Genomic DNA, 16,622 nt, shown 5'->3' with positions numbered 1-16,622 from the left:
ATGGCCGAAATCCGCGTCCAGCACCTGAGAAAGGCCTTCGGCGATTTCGTCGCCGTGCAGGATTCCAACTTCGTTGTCGAGGATGGCGAGTTCTTCGTCATGCTCGGCCCGTCCGGCTGCGGCAAGACGACGACCTTGCGCATGATCGCGGGGCTCGAATTGCCGACCGGCGGCCAGATCCTGCTCGGCGGCGACGACGTCACCATGCTGCGGGCCCGCGAGCGCGACATCGCCTTCGTCTTCCAGCTCTTCGCGCTCTATCCGCACATGAATGTGCGCAAGAACATCGGCTTCCCGCTCCTGGCGCAAGGCATGCCTTCGGCCGAAATCCGCACCCGTGTCGAGGAGACGGCGAAGCTGCTGCGCATCGACCATCTGCTCAACAAATCCGTCTCCGGCCTGGCCGGCGGCGACCGCCAGCGCGTCGCGCTCGGCCGCGCCATCGTGCGGCGGCCAAAATGCTTCCTGATGGATGAGCCGCTCGGCACGCTCGACACCGAATTCCGCGATCTGATGGTCCGCGAGCTGCGCGAGCTGCACAACCGCATCCACGCCACGACGGTCTATGTCACGCACGACCAGATGGAAGCGATGTCGATGGCCGACAAGATCGCGGTGATGAACCATGGTGTCATCGAACAATTCGGAAGCCCACGCGAAATCTACGACCGCCCGGCGACCATGTTCGTCGCCGACTTCATCGGCTCGCCGCCGATGAACTTTCTGGGATTTGGCGGCGGACTCGCCAAGGGCGCCAGGGAGATCATCGTGCAAGGTGCAAAGGTGGCGGTGCCGGAGGTGCGCGAGGACATCGCACCGAGCGACATGGCGCTCGGCATCCGCCCGGAGCACATACGCTTCGACGACGCCTCCAAGCTGCGTGGCGCCATCTATGGCACCGAATATCTCGGCACCACGCAGATCGTCGCGGTGGAGACGGCGGACGGCATCATCAAGGCGCGCGTGCCGGCTGAAATCCGGCTCTCGACCGGCGATCATGTCGGCCTGACGCTGAGCAGCGCGCGGCTGTCGCTGTTCGAGAAGGGGTCCGGCCGCGCGGTGAGAACCGCGATCCACGATGTCGCCTCGGAGCGGAGGGCCCAGCATGGCTGAGGTGCACATCAAGAACGTGACCAAGAGTTTCGGCGACCATGTCGCCGTCGACGGCCTCGACCTGCACATAGCAGATGGTGAATTCGTCGTGCTGCTCGGGCCGACCGGGGCCGGCAAGACAACGACGCTGCGGCTCATCGCCGGGTTGGAACGGCCGGATACCGGCACGATCGAGATCGGCGGACACAATGCCACGACACTGTCGCCGGCGGAGCGCGACACGGCTTTTGTGTTCCAACAATATTCGCTCTATCCGCATCTGTCGGTGTTCGACAATCTCGCCTTCCCGCTGCGCTCACCGGCCCGAAAGATGCCGGAAGAGCAGATCCGCCGCCGGGTCGAGGAGGTGGCCAGGATGGTGCGCATCCATCACAAGCTCGCCAATCGCTCGACCAAGCTTTCGGGCGGCGAAATGCAGCGCGTTGCCATCGGCCGGGCGCTGGTGCGCAAGCCCTCGATCTACCTGATGGACGAGCCGCTGTCGTCGCTCGATGCCAAGCTGCGCGGCGATCTCAGGCTCGAGCTGAAGCGCATCCAGACCGAACTCGGCGCCACCATGCTTTATGTCACGCATGATCAGATCGAGGCGATGACCATGGCCGACCGTATCGGCATCCTTGCCGATGGCGTGCTGGTGCAGATCGGTTCGCCGCGCACCATCTATTCCGAGCCGGCAAACCTGCATGTCGCGGCAAGGCTCGGCCAGCCGGCGATCAATCTTCTGCCAACCGGACTGCTGCCTGACGGCGGCGCACCGGCCGGGACCAAGACGATCGGCGCGCGCACCGAACATCTTTCGATCGCGAAGGCCGCGAATGGTCACGCCGACGGCGTTGTCGACTGGGTGGAGCATCTCGGTGATCAGAACCATTTGCATGTGACGGTAGGGACCAAGAAACTGGTGACGCTGACCGATCCCGACACGGATCTGGCGCAGGGCGACAGAGTGGTGATCCGCTACCGGGCGCCGCTGTATTTCGACGCCGATGGACAGCGATTGATGTGAGCGGTTTTCGGTGATTCAGCACCGGTTTTGACTTTGCCAGTACGGGACGAATTCGATGAAGCACTTTTTCAATCGCAGGGAAACGATCGTCACCGAGGCGCTCGACGGCCTGTTACGGACCATTGGCTCCGGCGATCTCGCGCGCCTCGACGGCTATCCCGAGATCAAGGTCATCCTGCGCACCGACTGGGACAGGACGAAAGTCAGCGTCGTCTCCGGCGGCGGGGCCGGGCACGAACCGTCCCATGCCGGCTTCGTCGGCAAGGGCATGCTGACGGCGGCGGTTTCGGGCGAGATCTTTGCCTCGCCAAGCGTCGAGGCGGTGCTGGCAGCGATTCGCGCGGTCACCGGTTCGGCCGGCTGCCTGCTGATCGTCAAGAACTACACCGGCGACCGTCTCAATTTCGGCCTCGCGGCAGAGAAGGCGCGCGCCGAGGGTTTTGCCGTCGAGATGGTGATCGTCGCCGACGACATCGCGCTGCCCGACATTGCCCAGCCGCGCGGCGTTGCCGGCACCTTGTTCGTCCACAAGATATCAGGCCACCTGTCGGAGACCGGGCACGATCTTGCCGATATAGCGGCTGTCGCGCGAGCGGCAGCGAAGGACGTTGTTTCGCTCGGCATGTCGCTGTCGTCCTGCTCGATTCCCGGCCAGCCGCACGAAGACAGGTTCGGCGAGAACGATGGCGAGCTCGGCCTCGGCATCCATGGCGAGCCGGGCGTCGAGCGGATTGCGGTGCAGAGCGCCGACAGGCTGGTGGCGATCATGGCGGCGCGCCTAGCGGCACGGCTTGATCCCAAGGCCGGCCACGCCTTGCTGATCAATAATCTCGGTTCGGTGCCGCCGCTCGAAATGTCCGTTATCGCCAACGCAGTGCTTGCCTCGCCGCTGGCCAAAACCATCAAGCTGGCGATCGGCCCGGGCCCGCTGATGACGGCGCTCAACATGAACGGCTTCTCGCTGTCGCTGATCCGGCTCGACCCCGCGCGCGAGACGGCCTTGCAGGCGCCGGTCGGTCCGCACGCCTGGATGCCGGCAAAGCCGGTTGTGCCGCCTGCCGTGGTGCCGATGGCGAAAGCGGCCGGACAGAGCGCGGCACGCAAGCCCAGCCAGGATGCACGGACCCGCTCTCTTCTCGTCACCATCTGCGAACGACTGATCGCGCTGGAAACCACGTTGAACGGGCTCGACGCCAAGGCGGGCGACGGCGACACGGGCTCGACGGTGGCGACCGGCGCGCGCAGCATCCTCGAGCGGCTTGATGCGCTGCCGCTTGCCGAGCCGGCGGCGACCCTTGGCGCGATGGGCGACATTCTGAGCGCCTCGATGGGCGGCTCCAGCGGCGTGCTGCTGTCGATCTTCTTCACGGCGGCGGCGCAGGCTCTGGATAGCGGCGCGAGCTTGGCCAAGGCGCTGCTTGCCGGCCTTGAGCGGATGACCTTTTATGGCGGCGCAAGGATGGGGGATCGTACAATGGTCGATGCCCTGGAGCCTGCCCTCAGAGCGCTCGATGCCAAGAGCCTGGACGAAGCGGCTATCGCGGCTCGCCATGGTGCCGAGGCCACCGCTGCCATGGACAGGGCAAAATCCGGGCGGTCCGCCTATGTCGGCAGCAAGCTGCAAGGCGTGGCCGACCCCGGCGCCTATGCAGTGGCCGAGGTTTTCGCGGCGGCGGCCGCGCTCCACGAAGCGGCCTGATTCATGCTCCAGTTGTCGAATGAGCGTTCTTTCGATACTGCGGGCGGCATGGAAACCGGGAATGCGGGTGACATGGCGGCATTGAACCTTGCCCGGCTGATCGCGGCCGCTGCGGATACCATTGCCGCTCACGCCGAGGAGTTGACGGCGCTCGACCAGGCGATCGGCGACGGCGACCACGGGCTGAACATGAAGCGCGGCTTCGAGGCCGTGCGCGCCGAAGCCGAAGCATTTTCGGCCAAACCGCTGCCCGATGCCCTGAAGGCGATCGGCACCAAGCTGGTGATGACGGTCGGCGGCGCCTCCGGCCCGCTATTCGGCACCCTGTTCCTGGCGCTCGGCAAGGAGATTTCAGCGGCGCCTAATCGCGCCAATCTGACGGCAGCGTTCGGCAAGGCGATCGAAGCGGTGGCCGCGCGGGGCAAATCGCAGATCGGACAAAAAACCCTGCTCGACGTGCTGCAGCCGGTGCATGACGCGCTGCTGCAGGGAAAGACAGCTCTTGAAATCGCCGATATCGCCGACGCGGCGGCCGAGGCGACCGTGCCTATGAAAGCCTTGCGTGGCCGCGCCTCGTTCCTTGGCGACCGCTCGATCGGCCACATGGATGCCGGTGCACGTTCGACCGCGCTTCTGGTGCGCACGATCGTCGAAACGTTGGAAGGTCAGCCATGAGCAATGTCGGCATCGTCATCGTTTCGCATTCGCCGCTGGTTGCCGAGGGCACGGCCGACATGGTGCGCCAGATGGTGGGCGACGAAGTGCCGCTTGCATGGTGCGGCGGAAACGGCCATGGCGGGCTCGGCACCAATGTCGAGGCGATCATGGGCGCCATCGACAAGGCCTGGTCGGAAGCCGGTGTCGCCATTCTGGTCGATCTCGGCGGTGCCGAGACCAACTCGGAAATGGCGGTGGAGATGATCGGCGAGCCACGCTCGCACAAGATCATCGTCTGCAACGCCCCGATCGTCGAAGGCGCGGTGATGGCGGCGACCGAGGCCTCAGGCGGCGCCTCGCTCAGGGAAGTGGTGGCGACGGCGCACGAATTGTCGCCGTCGTGAGTGAACGGGAAGCTTGAAGACATGTCCGCATCCGCCGAAGCGACCGTTGTCGTCACCCACGAGGTGGGCCTGCACGCGCGTCCTTCGGTGAAGTTCACCAAGCTGGCCAAGACTTTCGCCGCCGAGGTGGAAATAGCGCTGGCCGCCAACGGGCCATGGTTCGACGCCAAGAGCATCGTCAAGGTGATGGCGGCCAAGGCGCCGAAAGGCACGCTGCTGCATATCAGGGCCAGCGGCGACGGCGCCGATGATGCCGTCGATGCGCTGGTCGAGCTGGTGCGCCGCGATTTCGACGAAGGCACGGACCATGTCCGAACCGCTTAGGCTGCAAGGCATTTCGGCCTCGGCCGGCTATGCCGAAGGGCCGCTGTTCGATCTCGACCAGACTGTCGGCTCCTATGTCGGCAAAGAAACGGCCGACGACGAGAAGGCGGCGCTCGAAACCGCAATCGCCATCGCGGCGGGCCGCCTCACCGCATTGATAGACGCGGCTGAAGGCGACGCCGCCGACATCCTCGAGTTCCAGATCGCCATGCTGGAAGATGATGCGCTGAGCAGCCTGGCCTTTGCCGCTATCCACGCCGGCCAGCCGGCCGATCAGGCATGGCGGCAGGCGCTCGACGCCGAAATCGCCGGCTACGATGCTTCCGACCAGGATTACTTTCGCGCACGTGCCGCCGACATACGCGACATCAGGGATCAGGTGCTGCGGGCACTGACCGAGGCTGGTGACGTCCAGGTTCCAGCCGGCGCCATTCTCTACGGCGAGGACATCGCGCCGACGCGCTTTCTCGAAACCGACTGGAGCAGCGGCGGCGGCATCGCGCTGAAGGCGGGCAGCACAGCCAGCCACGTCGCCATGCTGGCGCGCTCGCGCGGCGTGCCCATGATAGTCGGGCTTGGTGCTTTGCCGGCTCACTTTGCCGGCATTGTACTGCTCGATGCCGAACATGGCGGCATCGTGCTGTTGCCGTCCAAGGCTGAAATCGACGCCTTCCGCCAATTGTCTTCGTCGTTCACGGTGCGCCGCGACCAAGCCGGGACTTTCCTGGCGCGGCCGGCGGCGACCAGGACCGGCACGCCGGTACGCGTGCAGGTCAACATCGCCGACCCGTCCGAAGTCGACGGCATCGACATCGCCACCTGCGACGGTGTCGGCCTGATGCGCACCGAATTCCTGTTCGGCAAGTCGCTGCCGGATGAGGAGACGCAGTATCGCGCCTACCGCAAGGTGCTGGAGTGGGCCGGCGACAAGCCGGTGACGATCCGCACCGTCGATGCCGGCGGCGACAAGCCGGTGCCAGGCTTCACGGTCGACGAGAGCAATCCGTTCCTCGGCCAACGCGGAATCAGGCTGTCGCTGGCAAGACCGGAGGTGTTTCGTGTACAGATCCGTGCGCTGCTGCGCGCCGCCGTGCATGGCAGTCTGAAAGTGATGTTCCCGATGATCGCCATTGTGGAGGAATACCGACAGGCTGCGGCGATGTTCGCCGAGGAACAGGCAGCACTTGCCGCGCGCGGTATCGCGAACAAGATGCCGCCGCTCGGCATCATGGTCGAGGTGCCTTCGGTGGCGATCGTGCCGGAAGCCTTTACAGAGGCCGCCTTCTTCTCGATCGGTTCCAACGACCTCACCCAATATGTCATGGCGGCCGCCCGCGACAACGCTGCCGTGGCCCATCTCAATTCGGTCCGTCATCCAGCCGTGCTGCGGCTGATCGCTGCCGTGACCGCGTTTGGCGAACGAGAAAAAATACCGGTCAGCCTGTGCGGCGATGCCGGCGGCGATCCCGCCTCGATACCGTCACTGCTCGAGGCCGGCCTGCGCGATCTTTCCGTCGCTCCGGCGCAACTCGCCATGGCCAAGGCAGCCATCGCGGACGTTTCTGTCTAGGCGCGGCTGGCATGGTCGACATCAAACCCGAACCTGGCTCCGAGGAGGCGATCCGCGCCTACAAGACGATCCTGTCGCACGTCATCGACCAGCGCCCATCCGGCATGCGCCAGCGCCTTGCCGATGCGCTTGGCAAGCACCGCAGCTTCGTCACGCAGATTTCCAGCCCGGCCTATTCGATCCCGATTCCGTCAAAACATTTGCCGGCTATCTTTTCGGTGTGCCATTTCAGCCCGGCCGAGCGTGACCAGTTTCTCGCCGCCTACCATCAGGCGCATCCGGGAAAAATGTCGATCGCATCAGGCATGCGCAAGACGCGGCATGTCTCGCTGATCGTGCCGGATTTCGGCGACGACAAGCAGAACGCCGCGCTCGACAAAGCGGTAAACGACTTCATCCAGAAGATCACCAGCATCACTGGCAAGGGTAGCTGATCGAACGCTTTGTTTTACGCAATTCCGGAAAAAACGCGACACACTTTTCCTGGAATTGTTTGGAAGGCCTATTTCCGGAGGAGACGATCGTGAAGAAGTTCATGAACTCGGTGGACACGGTGCTGACCGAGAGCCTCGACGGATTCGTGGCCGCCCATGCCGACATCCTGGTGCTTGGCGACGCGCACAAATTCATCCGGCGCAAGACCTTGCGGCCGGGCAAGGTGGCGCTGATCTCGGGCGGCGGCTCCGGCCACGAGCCGCTGCATGGCGGCTTTGTCGGTCACGGCATGCTGGACGCCGCCTGCCCCGGCCAGGTGTTCACCTCGCCGACACCGGACCAGATGCTGGCGGCGGCGCAAGCCGTCGACACCGGCGCCGGCTGCCTGTTCATCGTCAAGAACTATGAGGGCGACGTGATGAACTTCGACATGGCGGCCGAGATGTCGGACGGCGTCCAGCAGATCGTGACCAATGACGATGTCGCCGTCGAGAATTCTTCTTATACGACGGGCCGGCGTGGCGTCGCCGGCACGCTGGTGGTGGAAAAGATCGTCGGCGCGGCGGCCGAACATGGCCTGGCGCTGGCGCCGTTGAAGGCGCTGGGCGACCGCGTCAACACGGCAACCCGCTCGATGGGCGTGGCGCTGACCAGTTGCACGGTGCCGGCGGCGGGCAAGCCGACTTTCGGCATCGGCGACGGCGAGATGGAATTCGGCGTCGGCATCCATGGCGAGCCCGGCCGCCGGCGCGACACGTTGAAAAGCGCCGATGCGATCGCGCAGGAGATTTGTGCCGCGATCCTGGGCGATCTCGGCGACAAGGCGAAAGGCCCGGCGCTGCTGTTCGTCAACGGCTTCGGCGGCACGCCGCTGATGGAACTCTATCTGATGTACAACAGCGCACGGCTGATCTTCGAGAAGCGTGGCGTGACGGTGGCCCGTTCGCTGGTCGGCTGCTACGTCACTTCGCTCGACATGGCCGGCTGCTCGATCACGCTGACCATGCTCGACGACGAGACGACCGGATTTTGGGATGCGCCGGTACACACGGCAGCGCTGCGCTGGGGTATGTAAAGCTGGCTTCCACCCTGCTTTTCTGCAACATCTTTCCCTTCAATCGCAACATTGTCCGGGTTGATGCTGCCACCGCTTACCCCTGCCGAAGAAAAGCTGCTGCTGCGCTACGCAGATCCGGAAGCGCCGACTGTCGACGTCGATAATTTGTCGGCAAAGACGCTGATGTCGCTGCTCGACAACGCCGAATTCCATGGCGTCCTGCCGATCATGCTGCGCAAGCTCAGCGGCGACGCGCAACTGCCATCGGATCAGGAGTTGGGAGACAAACTGGAGGACCTGCGCCAGAAAGCGACGATCGCCACCGGCCAGTCGATGCTGTTGAAGTATCATGGCGACCGCATCATGAAGGGACTGGCGGCGGACAATATTCCGGCGCGGATCGTCAAGGGGCCGGCCTTCGCGCGAAAGCTCTACCGCAACGTCGCCGACAGGCCGTTCACCGATATCGACATCCTCGTCGAACCCGCCAATCTGGCCAGGGCAAACCGGGTGATCGCGGCATGCGGCTTCGAGCTTGGCAGCAACGAGGCCGAATCCTACGAATTGCAGGAATTCAAATGGCTCGAAAAGGAGAATTCCAGCCTGCTGGTCGAACTGCATGGCGACCTCGTGCATGACACCGGCATGCGGCGGCGCCTGTCGCTGGGTTTCCCAGAATTGCGCGCCATTGACGGCGACGCGACCGACACGCCGGCGGCTCTTCTGACGATCGCCATCGTTCACGCCGCCGGCGGCCACAAATTCCACCGGCTGCAGCTTTGCGTCGACGTGCTGCAAGGGGTGCGGGCGCTGCAGTCGCCGGAAGCGGAAACATGCCTGTTCGATGCTGCCCGCATGACCGGCATCGAACTCGAACTGGCTGTTGTGCTCGATGTGACGGGCCAATTGTTCAAGGAGAGCCGAGCGCTTGAACTCGCCGCCCGGATCAAGCCCGATCTCTCGATACGGCTGGCCAAGCGGTTGATCACCACGAATACGCTGCTCGGCGTCAATTCCAGGGACAGACTGGGCTCGCGCCTGCGCCGCGACGCCTTCCGGTGGATCCAGAGATTGGCCAAGGCCAGGCCGCAAGTAGCCTGACTTGACGTCAATCCAGGGTGGCGCTGATCAGCGCCGCAGCGTCAGCCGGGCGCGCGCCCACCTCCAGCCGGAAGGTCGGCACCGCATTGACCAGCCCGCCGATGGTCGCCAGCCGGCGCTTCTGCATGGGCAGCAGCCCGGTCATGCCCGTGCGGACATTGTCCACTGCCAGCGCCACCATTGCGTCGGTCCCGGCCATGGCGACGAGCCGGGTCTGGCTGTCGGCGGAACGCGCCAGGTGCAGGAGGGCCGCCACCGGCCGGGCGGTCGCGTTTTCGACCCGAACGATCCCACTCAGCCTTTCAAGCGGGACGGGCTGTTCGCTGTTGCGATCCCACGTCTGGCCAAGGCATCGCGCCACCTGCGGGATCATTTCGGCAGTCTTCTGGTGGATTTTTACGGCGCGCGGCAAGCCCCAGGCGACGACCTTGCCAGAAGCGACATTCAGGATCATGGCGTCGTCGGAGCAGAGGCCAAAGCCCTGTGTTGCCAGCGCGAGCGACGTCGTGGTCTTGCCGGTGCCGCTCGGAGCATGGATCAGCACCACCGCATCGCTGTCCGGCAACGTCAAGCCGGCAGTGTGCAGCATATGCTGGCCACCGGCGTCGAGCGCGGCGTCGAGCACCAGCATTGCCGGTGTCCACGCGGCTTTCGCGCCAGGGCGGATCCGGAGTTCGGCCCAGCCCGCCACGCCATTGATGGCAACGGTCTGACGCTCGGGAAAGACCAGATGGATGATACCACCATCCTCGATCATCCGGCAGTGACCATCCTCCGGCACCTCGCCATCGAAGACGAGGGATCCGTTGGGTGCCTCGTCCAAGGTGACTGTCTCGGCGATCTCGAGACGAAAGTCCGGCTCGACGGGTTCCGCGATACGCAGGCTGCCCAGCATCCGGTCGAAATCCTGCCACAGCTCGGGGCGCTCGGCCGATATGCCAAGGATCAGGCCGTTGAGGCCATAGCAGGCTGAAGGTCTGGTCAAGCGGGGCGCGCCTTTACGGCATCGGCATGATGACGATAGATTTCGACCATGCCGGGAAGCTTGTCGCTGACCACCGGCCTGCCATCGAGGCAGACCCAGCAATGCGCTGCCAGGCGCTGCGCTTGCATCGACTGCGGATCGACGCCGAAGCGCAGGTCCGGATCGAAACCGGCTAGGCGCAGGAAACGATGACCTAGCAGACCCTCCCTCAGGCACCTGCGGTCACGCATCAGCCAGGGATGGCGGACGGCGCGGTTGACACTCGCGACGATGTAGGCGGACGGCAGACCGCGATAGGGCGTCGACGAGGCGAGCGGCGCCCATTTGAGCACCTCCTCGAAGCTCCGGTTGGTGACAAGGACCGGCATCAGCCGCGCGCTTGCCCAGAGATGGCAGCGAAACAGAGCGCGCAGGAGCGGGCCGTCAGCCATCAAGCACCTGGCGCGGCGAGGATACCTTCAGAGATCAGATCCGTGGCCAGTGCCGCCATGTCCTGATCGAGCGTCCCCTTGTCAACCTCGAACTCCTCGCAAAGCAGGTCGACGATCTGGTCGAGGTTGCGCGCGCCGTCCACCTTGTCGAGAAAGGCTTCGGTCGTGCCGTTGCATGTATAAAGCTGGCCGCTGCGCGCCAAAAGCACGACTGCGCCATCGCCCACATGCTGCACGGAGGCATCCTCGGCTAGCCGCAGAACGGTTCCAGAGACTATTTCCACCACGCCCCTCCAAGCCACGCTCATCCCGGAAATCAGATAGCGCGGAGGTGGAGCGCTGTCTATCAGCCGATCATGGGAGCCCAGTGCACCGGACCAACGGCTTTGCTGACAGATTCTCCGCCCCAGTCGCGTTAGAACCTGCTCGGTTGCGTCTTCCCGGCCGCATTCGTCCCAGAAATAGTCATCGGTGAAATGTGACAAGCAGCGGGCCGGCCGGCAGCGGACGTTGCATTTCTTCCCCTAAGTAAGATAAAACCTGTCCGGGTATTGGGGAGATAGCGTATGCGTTACAATTGGGAGCGAGCTCCGACGAGCTTCGAACGTCACAGAAAAGCGCTGGCTACAGCCATTTTGATCGCTGGCGGCATTGGCTTCATGCTTGTGGCCCTGCCGATCTAGAAACAACCTTCAGACACAGCGGCTGCCGGCGCCTGGGCGCAACCTCTCAGCGTGGCTGCCCGGTCACCGCGAGGAAGCGACGATCGCGCCCCTCGAAACCCTGGCTGAAACGCTGGACCAGCACGACGATCACCGCCGGCTTGCCGGCCGGGGTGAATTGGTAGGATTCCGACAGGCTGTAGGAGGTCGGGCAGTTTCTTGAGCCCGGCACGGTCTTGTCCTCGTGCAGGATCTTGATCGGCTTGCCATCCTGGCCTTGGAGCGTCAGCCGGAAGCCGAGCGCCTTGCCTGCCTTCTCACCTTGAAGTGGCTTTTCCCCTTGAAGTGCCTGGTCGCCTTGCTGCGTCGCATCGAAACTCGCCGAACAATCGGTCGCGCTGGCCGCCAGGATTTCGTCGAGCTGGATGGTCGAAATGCCTGTTTCGCCATGGAGCGGCGCCAGCCATTTCCGCGACACCTGTTCGAGGCGGGAGATGTCGTTGTAGGCAACCATTTCGCCCGGGAAGGTAAACTTGTCGGAAGCGGCCTGCTCGGCCACAGATGTGATCGCATATTGGGCGAGAACGGGCGCTGCCTGAGCGGCGGCCTGCGCCCTCGCCTGCTCCAGGGTCAGTGTCGCTTCCTCCGTCTCGTCGACGACGAGGATCGGCCTGCCGCCAACCACCTGATCCGTACGGGTATCGATGATATCGATCTGCGACCAGCCGGAGTCCGAGACGCCGGCGTCGAGCGTTCCAAATTGCTCGAAGGCGAAATAAGCGCCATCCGGCGAAAAGCCGATGATGTGCCGTGCCGCGGCATCGCCGGCTTCAGCGGTTCCGGTGGACATAGCAAGTAGGGCGCCCGTGACCGATGATTGCGCAAAGCGCCCGATGAACCGCACAGCAGCAAACATCACCAACCCCAATCCTGTCTCGCAATTCATAGCTGCTTGCCCCCAAGCGCCAGGTCGATGCCGTCGCCACAATGGCGTGGATTTGCGGCCAAGGTTAGAGCGCGCTATCTGGAAGGAAGAAAAACATTTCCCGGGGAGGTACGGATGGCTTCACGCTATCACGAGGTCTATGAAGGCTGGAAGCGCGACCCGGAGCGCTTCTGGGCGGACGCGGCCAGCGGCATCGACTGGTATTCGCCCTGGGACAAGGTGTTCGACGCTGCGGCCGGCGTCTGTGGCCGCTGGTTCACCGGCGCCACCTGCAACACCTGCTACAACGCCATCGACCGCCATGTCGCAGGCGGGCGCGCCGATCAGATCGCGCTGATCCATGACAGCGCCATCACAGGAACGGTCAGGAAGTTCACCTATGCCGAGCTGAAGCGCGAGGTGGTTGCACTCACCTCTGTGCTGAAGAACCGCGGCATCGGCAAGGGCGACCGCGTCATCATCTACATGCCGATGGTGGCCGAGGCGGCCATCGCCATGCTCGCCTGCGCCCGCATCGGCGCGGTGCATTCGGTGGTCTTCGGCGGCTTTGCCTCGCATGAGCTTGCCACCCGCATCGACGATGCCAGACCGAAGCTGATCATTTCGGCATCCTGCGGCCTGGAGCCGGGCCGCGTCGTTGCCTACAAGCCGTTGCTCGACAAGGCGATAGAGATCTCCCGCCATAAGCCGGACGCCTGCCTGATCCTGCAGCGCGACCAGTTGCGCTGCGAGATGAAGGAGCATTTCGACATCGACTATGCCGATGCGGTCGCCCGCGAACGGGCAGCGGGCGCCAATGTCGATTGCGTGCCGGTGCTGGCCACCGATCCGCTCTACATCATCTACACATCGGGCACGACCGGCCAGCCCAAGGGCATCGTGCGCGACAATGGCGGCCACATGGTCGCGCTGAAATGGACGATGGAAAACGAGTTCGGCGTCAAGCCGGGCGAGGTGTTCTGGGCGGCGTCCGATGTCGGCTGGGTGGTCGGCCATTCCTACATCGTCTACGGACCGCTGCTGCATGGCTGCACCAGCATCCTGTTCGAGGGCAAGCCTGTCGGCACGCCCGATGCCGGCACCTACTGGCGGGTGATAGCGGAGCATGGCGTGGTCGCGCTGTTCACCGCGCCGACCGCATTCCGCGCCATCAAGGGGCAGGACCCGAAGGGCGAGTTCATTGCCAAACACGACCTATCGAAATTCCGCACGCTGTTTCTTGCCGGCGAGCGCGCCGACCCGGAAACCATCAAATGGGCGGAGCAGAAGCTAGGTGTGCCTGTGGTCGACCATTGGTGGCAAACCGAGACCGGCTCGCCGATGACGATCAATCCCGCCGGCCTTGGCCTGTTGCCGGTGAAATACGGCTCGCCCGGCGTGCCGATGCCCGGCTACGACATCCGCGTGCTCGACGATGGTGGCAATGAGGTGACGCGCGGCACGCTGGGCAATGTGGTGATCAAACTGCCGCTGCCGGCAGGCTGCCTGCCAACGCTGTGGAATGCCGATCAACGGTTCCGCCAAGCCTATCTCGACGAGTTCCCCGGCTTCTACAAGACGGCGGATGCCGGCATGGTCGACGAGGACGGCTATCTCTACGTCATGGCTCGCACCGATGACATCATCAATGTCGCCGGCCACCGGCTCTCCACCGGCGCCATGGAAGAGGTGCTTTCGGCCCATCCCGATGTCGCCGAATGCGCGGTCATCGGCATTGCCGACGCCATGAAGGGCCAGGTTCCGCTGGGCTTCGTGGTGTTGAATGCGGGTGTGACGCGGGACGTCGGCCTGATCGAGAATGAAGTGGTCGGCCTTGTGCGCGAACGCATCGGCCCGGTTGCCGCTTTCAAGACAGTGATGACGATCAAGCGCCTGCCCAAGACGCGTTCGGGCAAGATCCTGCGCGGCACCATGCAGAAGATCGCCGACAAGGAAGAATGGACCATGCCGGCGACGATCGACGATCCGATCATCCTCGAGGAGATCACCAAGGCCCTGAAGGACCGTGGGATCGGCCTTTGAGCGGCTGAAGGCTTTGGCTTGTCGAGGCCGCTTTTCGGATCGACGAGCAATCTTTTATTGTGCAACGCAGCAATGCGCCCTACAGTGCTTGCGGGGGGCCATCGACACAGGTCGCATGGCTCAAAAGAAGATTACATTTGGCGGCGTCGACATCCTGCGCTTTCTCGCCGCCCTCATGGTCATGGTTTACCACTATGGCTTCTGGGTGTGGGCGTATCCGGACGGTGTTTCGGCGCGCGCGACGGGCGGCGTTCCCCCGCAGCCGGCAATAGGCGCCTGGGTCGAATCCGGCTGGGTCGGCGTCCAGATCTTCTTCGTCATCAGCGGTTTCGTCATCGCCTTCAGCGCCGAAAGGTCGACACCCCTACAGTTTTTCGAAGCAAGGGTGAAACGGCTGGCGCCGGCGGTTTGGATCTGCGCACCGGTCACGGCGGTGGTGCTGCTGCTTGTCGGCCTCAGTTGGCCGACCGATGCCGTTATCAGGCTCCTACGCACCGGCCTGTTCGTTCCGTACGCGCCTTGGGTGGACAGCGTCTACTGGACGCTGGGCATCGAGATCGCCTTCTATGCTATCGTCTGGATCTTACTCAGCCTTGGCCGCTTCCATCTGATGGAGATTGTGGCCGTCGCCATCGGCTTGGTCAGCACGCTGTTCTGGTGCCTCTACTACCCGCTCGGCTGGGCCGATCTTGCCGAAACACGCACACTCGACCTGCTGCTGGTGCATCACGGCGTTTTCTTCGCCACCGGCGTCATGCTGTGGCTGATGCGCTTCAAGGCGGTGACAGGCGCCCGACTTGCCTTCTGCGCCCTGTTCCTGGCCGGTAGTGTGCTGCAGATCACCAGTTCGGTCGACGTTCATATCCTGAAGGTCGGGCGGGATATGCCGTTCGCGCCGCCGATCCTCATCTTCCTCATCGGCATCGCGCTGATGGCATGGTCGCTGCGGCTCGACCTTTCCTGGAGCGGCTGGCGCCGGATCGGGCTGATGACCTATCCGCTCTACCTGCTGCACGATGTCGTCGGCGCGGCCCTGCTCGGCATCCTGGTCCGCGCCGGTCTGCCACATCTGTTCTCGATGGCGGTCGTCGGCGCGACGATGATCGCGGCAAGCTGGCTGGTGGCGATCGAGGCCGAACCACGCATCCGGCTGCTGCTCGACCACACCGTTTTCCGTTATCGGCTCAAGGCAGCCTGACGACGATCCGGCATTACCGGCCCAACGGCCGACGTAAAGCATGTCGCGCCTGAGCGGATTCAGGCTTTGTTTCCACACAGGCCGTTCTTCCAAAACCGAGCTCATTTTTGGGCGACATGCATTGGCGGTCCCAACCCGGCGTGGTTGCATTTTCCACGATTGCGGAATTCTCCGTTTCGGGCAAGATATCAGGCGCTTATGCCTTCCGCATGAGAGTTCGCCTCGAGACGCCGCACGTGACCCTGTTCCAGCGAAAACCCCGCATCGCGGCGCGTCCGCGCCTGGATATCGACATGCAGGATGCGGTTGTCTACGCGATCGGCGACGTGCATGGCTGCTACAAGGAACTCCGCGCCCTGGAGCAGAACATCCTGCTCGATTCGCTGCGCTTCCAGAGCCGCAAGATCATCGTCATGCTTGGCGACTACATCGACCGGGGGCTCCAGTCGGCGCGGGTGCTCGATCACCTCCTGGCGCCGGCGCCGAAAGGGTTTCAGCGCATTTGTCTTGCGGGCAACCACGAAGTGGCCATGCTGAACTATCTCGACGGACATTTGTCGCGCGAGCCCTGGCTGGCGACGGGCGGCCTGCAAACCCTGTTTTCCTACGGCATCGATCCGGCGCGCCTCACCAGCCTCTACGGGAGCAGCGCGCAGATCGACAGGCGCATAAGGGAGATCATTCCAGAGGATCACGTCAGCTTCCTGCGCGGGCTGCCGATCATGGTCCGTTCGCGGAAGTTCGTGTTTGTCCACGCCGGCATCAGGCCCGGCGTCGACCTTGCGGCGCAAACCGACCACGACCTAATTACCATCCGTTCGGACTTCTTCGAGGCAACACACCTGCTCGACCGCTGGGTGGTGCACGGGCATACGCCGGTGGATGTCCCGAAGCTCGAAGGGCGCCGGCTCGGCATCGACACAGCCGCCTTCCAGAGCGGACGCCTGACCGCCGTCAGGATCGCCGACAAGCAAGGCAGGCTGATCTTCTCCTGACGCATCGATGTTCAGGT

At 63.9% G+C, this 16,622-nt stretch carries 17 protein-coding genes; 13 read left to right on the top strand and 4 right to left on the bottom strand.

The genetic code is table 11. From position 1 onward, the window contains the following. From NKJ11_RS22340 to NKJ11_RS22295, 10 genes are all read left to right on the top strand, one after another. A complete protein-coding gene (locus NKJ11_RS22340) occupies nucleotides 1-1,113 on the top strand; it encodes an ABC transporter ATP-binding protein (protein ID WP_023811617.1) in 1,113 nt (370 codons plus the stop codon). Further along, nucleotides 1,106-2,119 (top strand): ABC transporter ATP-binding protein, encoded by a 1,014-nt coding sequence (locus NKJ11_RS22335; protein WP_023811616.1) that lies wholly within the window; start codon nucleotides 1,106-1,108, stop codon nucleotides 2,117-2,119. Before NKJ11_RS22340 ends, NKJ11_RS22335 begins: the two co-directional genes overlap by 8 nt. Before the next feature lie 55 nt (nucleotides 2,120-2,174). Then, nucleotides 2,175-3,818: a dihydroxyacetone kinase subunit DhaK gene (locus NKJ11_RS22330; RefSeq protein ID WP_023811615.1), complete on the top strand. Its 1,644-nt coding sequence runs from the start codon at nucleotides 2,175-2,177 to the stop codon at nucleotides 3,816-3,818. A 72-nt stretch (nucleotides 3,819-3,890) separates the two neighbouring features. After that, on the top strand, nucleotides 3,891-4,493 hold the full coding sequence (gene dhaL / locus NKJ11_RS22325) for a dihydroxyacetone kinase subunit DhaL (RefSeq protein ID WP_023811614.1): 603 nt from the start codon (nucleotides 3,891-3,893) through the stop codon (nucleotides 4,491-4,493). Beyond that, nucleotides 4,490-4,879: a dihydroxyacetone kinase phosphoryl donor subunit DhaM gene (dhaM, locus tag NKJ11_RS22320; protein ID WP_013528085.1), complete on the top strand. Its 390-nt coding sequence runs from the start codon at nucleotides 4,490-4,492 to the stop codon at nucleotides 4,877-4,879. Before dhaL ends, dhaM begins: the two co-directional genes overlap by 4 nt. A gap of 21 nt (nucleotides 4,880-4,900) precedes the next feature. Then, on the top strand, nucleotides 4,901-5,203 hold the full coding sequence (locus tag NKJ11_RS22315) for an HPr family phosphocarrier protein (RefSeq protein WP_023811613.1): 303 nt from the start codon (nucleotides 4,901-4,903) through the stop codon (nucleotides 5,201-5,203). Next, entirely contained in the window at nucleotides 5,187-6,773 is a 1,587-nt protein-coding gene (gene ptsP / locus NKJ11_RS22310) for a phosphoenolpyruvate--protein phosphotransferase (protein WP_023811612.1), read from the top strand. Before NKJ11_RS22315 ends, ptsP begins: the two co-directional genes overlap by 17 nt. Nucleotides 6,774-6,784: 11 nt before the next feature. Further along, nucleotides 6,785-7,207: a hypothetical protein gene (locus NKJ11_RS22305; protein ID WP_128302874.1), complete on the top strand. Its 423-nt coding sequence runs from the start codon at nucleotides 6,785-6,787 to the stop codon at nucleotides 7,205-7,207. Nucleotides 7,208-7,296: 89 nt separating this feature from the next. Then, nucleotides 7,297-8,283: a dihydroxyacetone kinase subunit DhaK gene (dhaK, locus tag NKJ11_RS22300; RefSeq protein ID WP_023811610.1), complete on the top strand. Its 987-nt coding sequence runs from the start codon at nucleotides 7,297-7,299 to the stop codon at nucleotides 8,281-8,283. Between the two features lie 63 nt (nucleotides 8,284-8,346). Then, nucleotides 8,347-9,366 carry a nucleotidyltransferase family protein gene (locus NKJ11_RS22295; protein ID WP_023811609.1) on the top strand — a complete coding sequence of 340 codons (1,020 nt, stop codon included), beginning with the start codon at nucleotides 8,347-8,349 and terminating at the stop codon, nucleotides 9,364-9,366. A gap of 7 nt (nucleotides 9,367-9,373) precedes the next feature. Here NKJ11_RS22295 and NKJ11_RS22290 read toward each other — a convergent pair whose 3' ends face one another. The 4 genes from NKJ11_RS22290 to NKJ11_RS22275 all read right to left on the bottom strand — a co-directional run bounded on the left by NKJ11_RS22290 (nucleotide 9,374) and on the right by NKJ11_RS22275 (nucleotide 12,294). Next, on the bottom strand, nucleotides 9,374-10,351 hold the full coding sequence (locus NKJ11_RS22290; RefSeq protein WP_023811608.1) for a phosphoenolpyruvate carboxykinase (ATP): 978 nt from the start codon (nucleotides 10,349-10,351) through the stop codon (nucleotides 9,374-9,376). After that, nucleotides 10,348-10,782, bottom strand: a complete 435-nt coding sequence (locus tag NKJ11_RS22285; protein ID WP_023811607.1) for a lasso peptide biosynthesis B2 protein — start codon at nucleotides 10,780-10,782, stop codon at nucleotides 10,348-10,350. The genes NKJ11_RS22290 and NKJ11_RS22285 overlap by 4 nt, the downstream gene beginning before the upstream one ends. Beyond that, entirely contained in the window at nucleotides 10,782-11,267 is a 486-nt protein-coding gene (locus tag NKJ11_RS22280) for a PqqD family protein (RefSeq protein ID WP_245273226.1), read from the bottom strand. Before NKJ11_RS22280 ends, NKJ11_RS22285 begins: the two co-directional genes overlap by 1 nt. 244 nt (nucleotides 11,268-11,511) lie before the next feature. Then, nucleotides 11,512-12,294: a DUF2259 domain-containing protein gene (locus NKJ11_RS22275; RefSeq protein WP_352794282.1), complete on the bottom strand. Its 783-nt coding sequence runs from the start codon at nucleotides 12,292-12,294 to the stop codon at nucleotides 11,512-11,514. A 210-nt stretch (nucleotides 12,295-12,504) separates the two neighbouring features. Between NKJ11_RS22275 and NKJ11_RS22270 the strand changes: the two genes are divergently transcribed. The 3 genes from NKJ11_RS22270 to NKJ11_RS22260 all read left to right on the top strand — a co-directional run bounded on the left by NKJ11_RS22270 (nucleotide 12,505) and on the right by NKJ11_RS22260 (nucleotide 16,605). Next, on the top strand, nucleotides 12,505-14,412 hold the full coding sequence (locus tag NKJ11_RS22270) for a propionyl-CoA synthetase (RefSeq protein ID WP_352794281.1): 1,908 nt from the start codon (nucleotides 12,505-12,507) through the stop codon (nucleotides 14,410-14,412). A 115-nt stretch (nucleotides 14,413-14,527) separates the two neighbouring features. Further along, complete coding sequence (locus tag NKJ11_RS22265) at nucleotides 14,528-15,610, top strand: acyltransferase family protein (RefSeq protein ID WP_352794280.1); 1,083 nt, start codon at nucleotides 14,528-14,530, stop codon at nucleotides 15,608-15,610. Nucleotides 15,611-15,846: 236 nt separating this feature from the next. Next, nucleotides 15,847-16,605, top strand: a complete 759-nt coding sequence (locus NKJ11_RS22260) for a metallophosphoesterase family protein (RefSeq protein ID WP_023811603.1) — start codon at nucleotides 15,847-15,849, stop codon at nucleotides 16,603-16,605. Nucleotides 16,606-16,622: the final 17 nt, after the last annotated feature.

Source organism: Mesorhizobium sp. M0243 (assembly GCF_040321775.1).
GTDB lineage: Bacteria > Pseudomonadota > Alphaproteobacteria > Rhizobiales > Rhizobiaceae > Mesorhizobium.
Note: the sequence above shows the minus strand (reverse complement) of the source record. Positions and strands in the feature narration are given on the sequence as shown.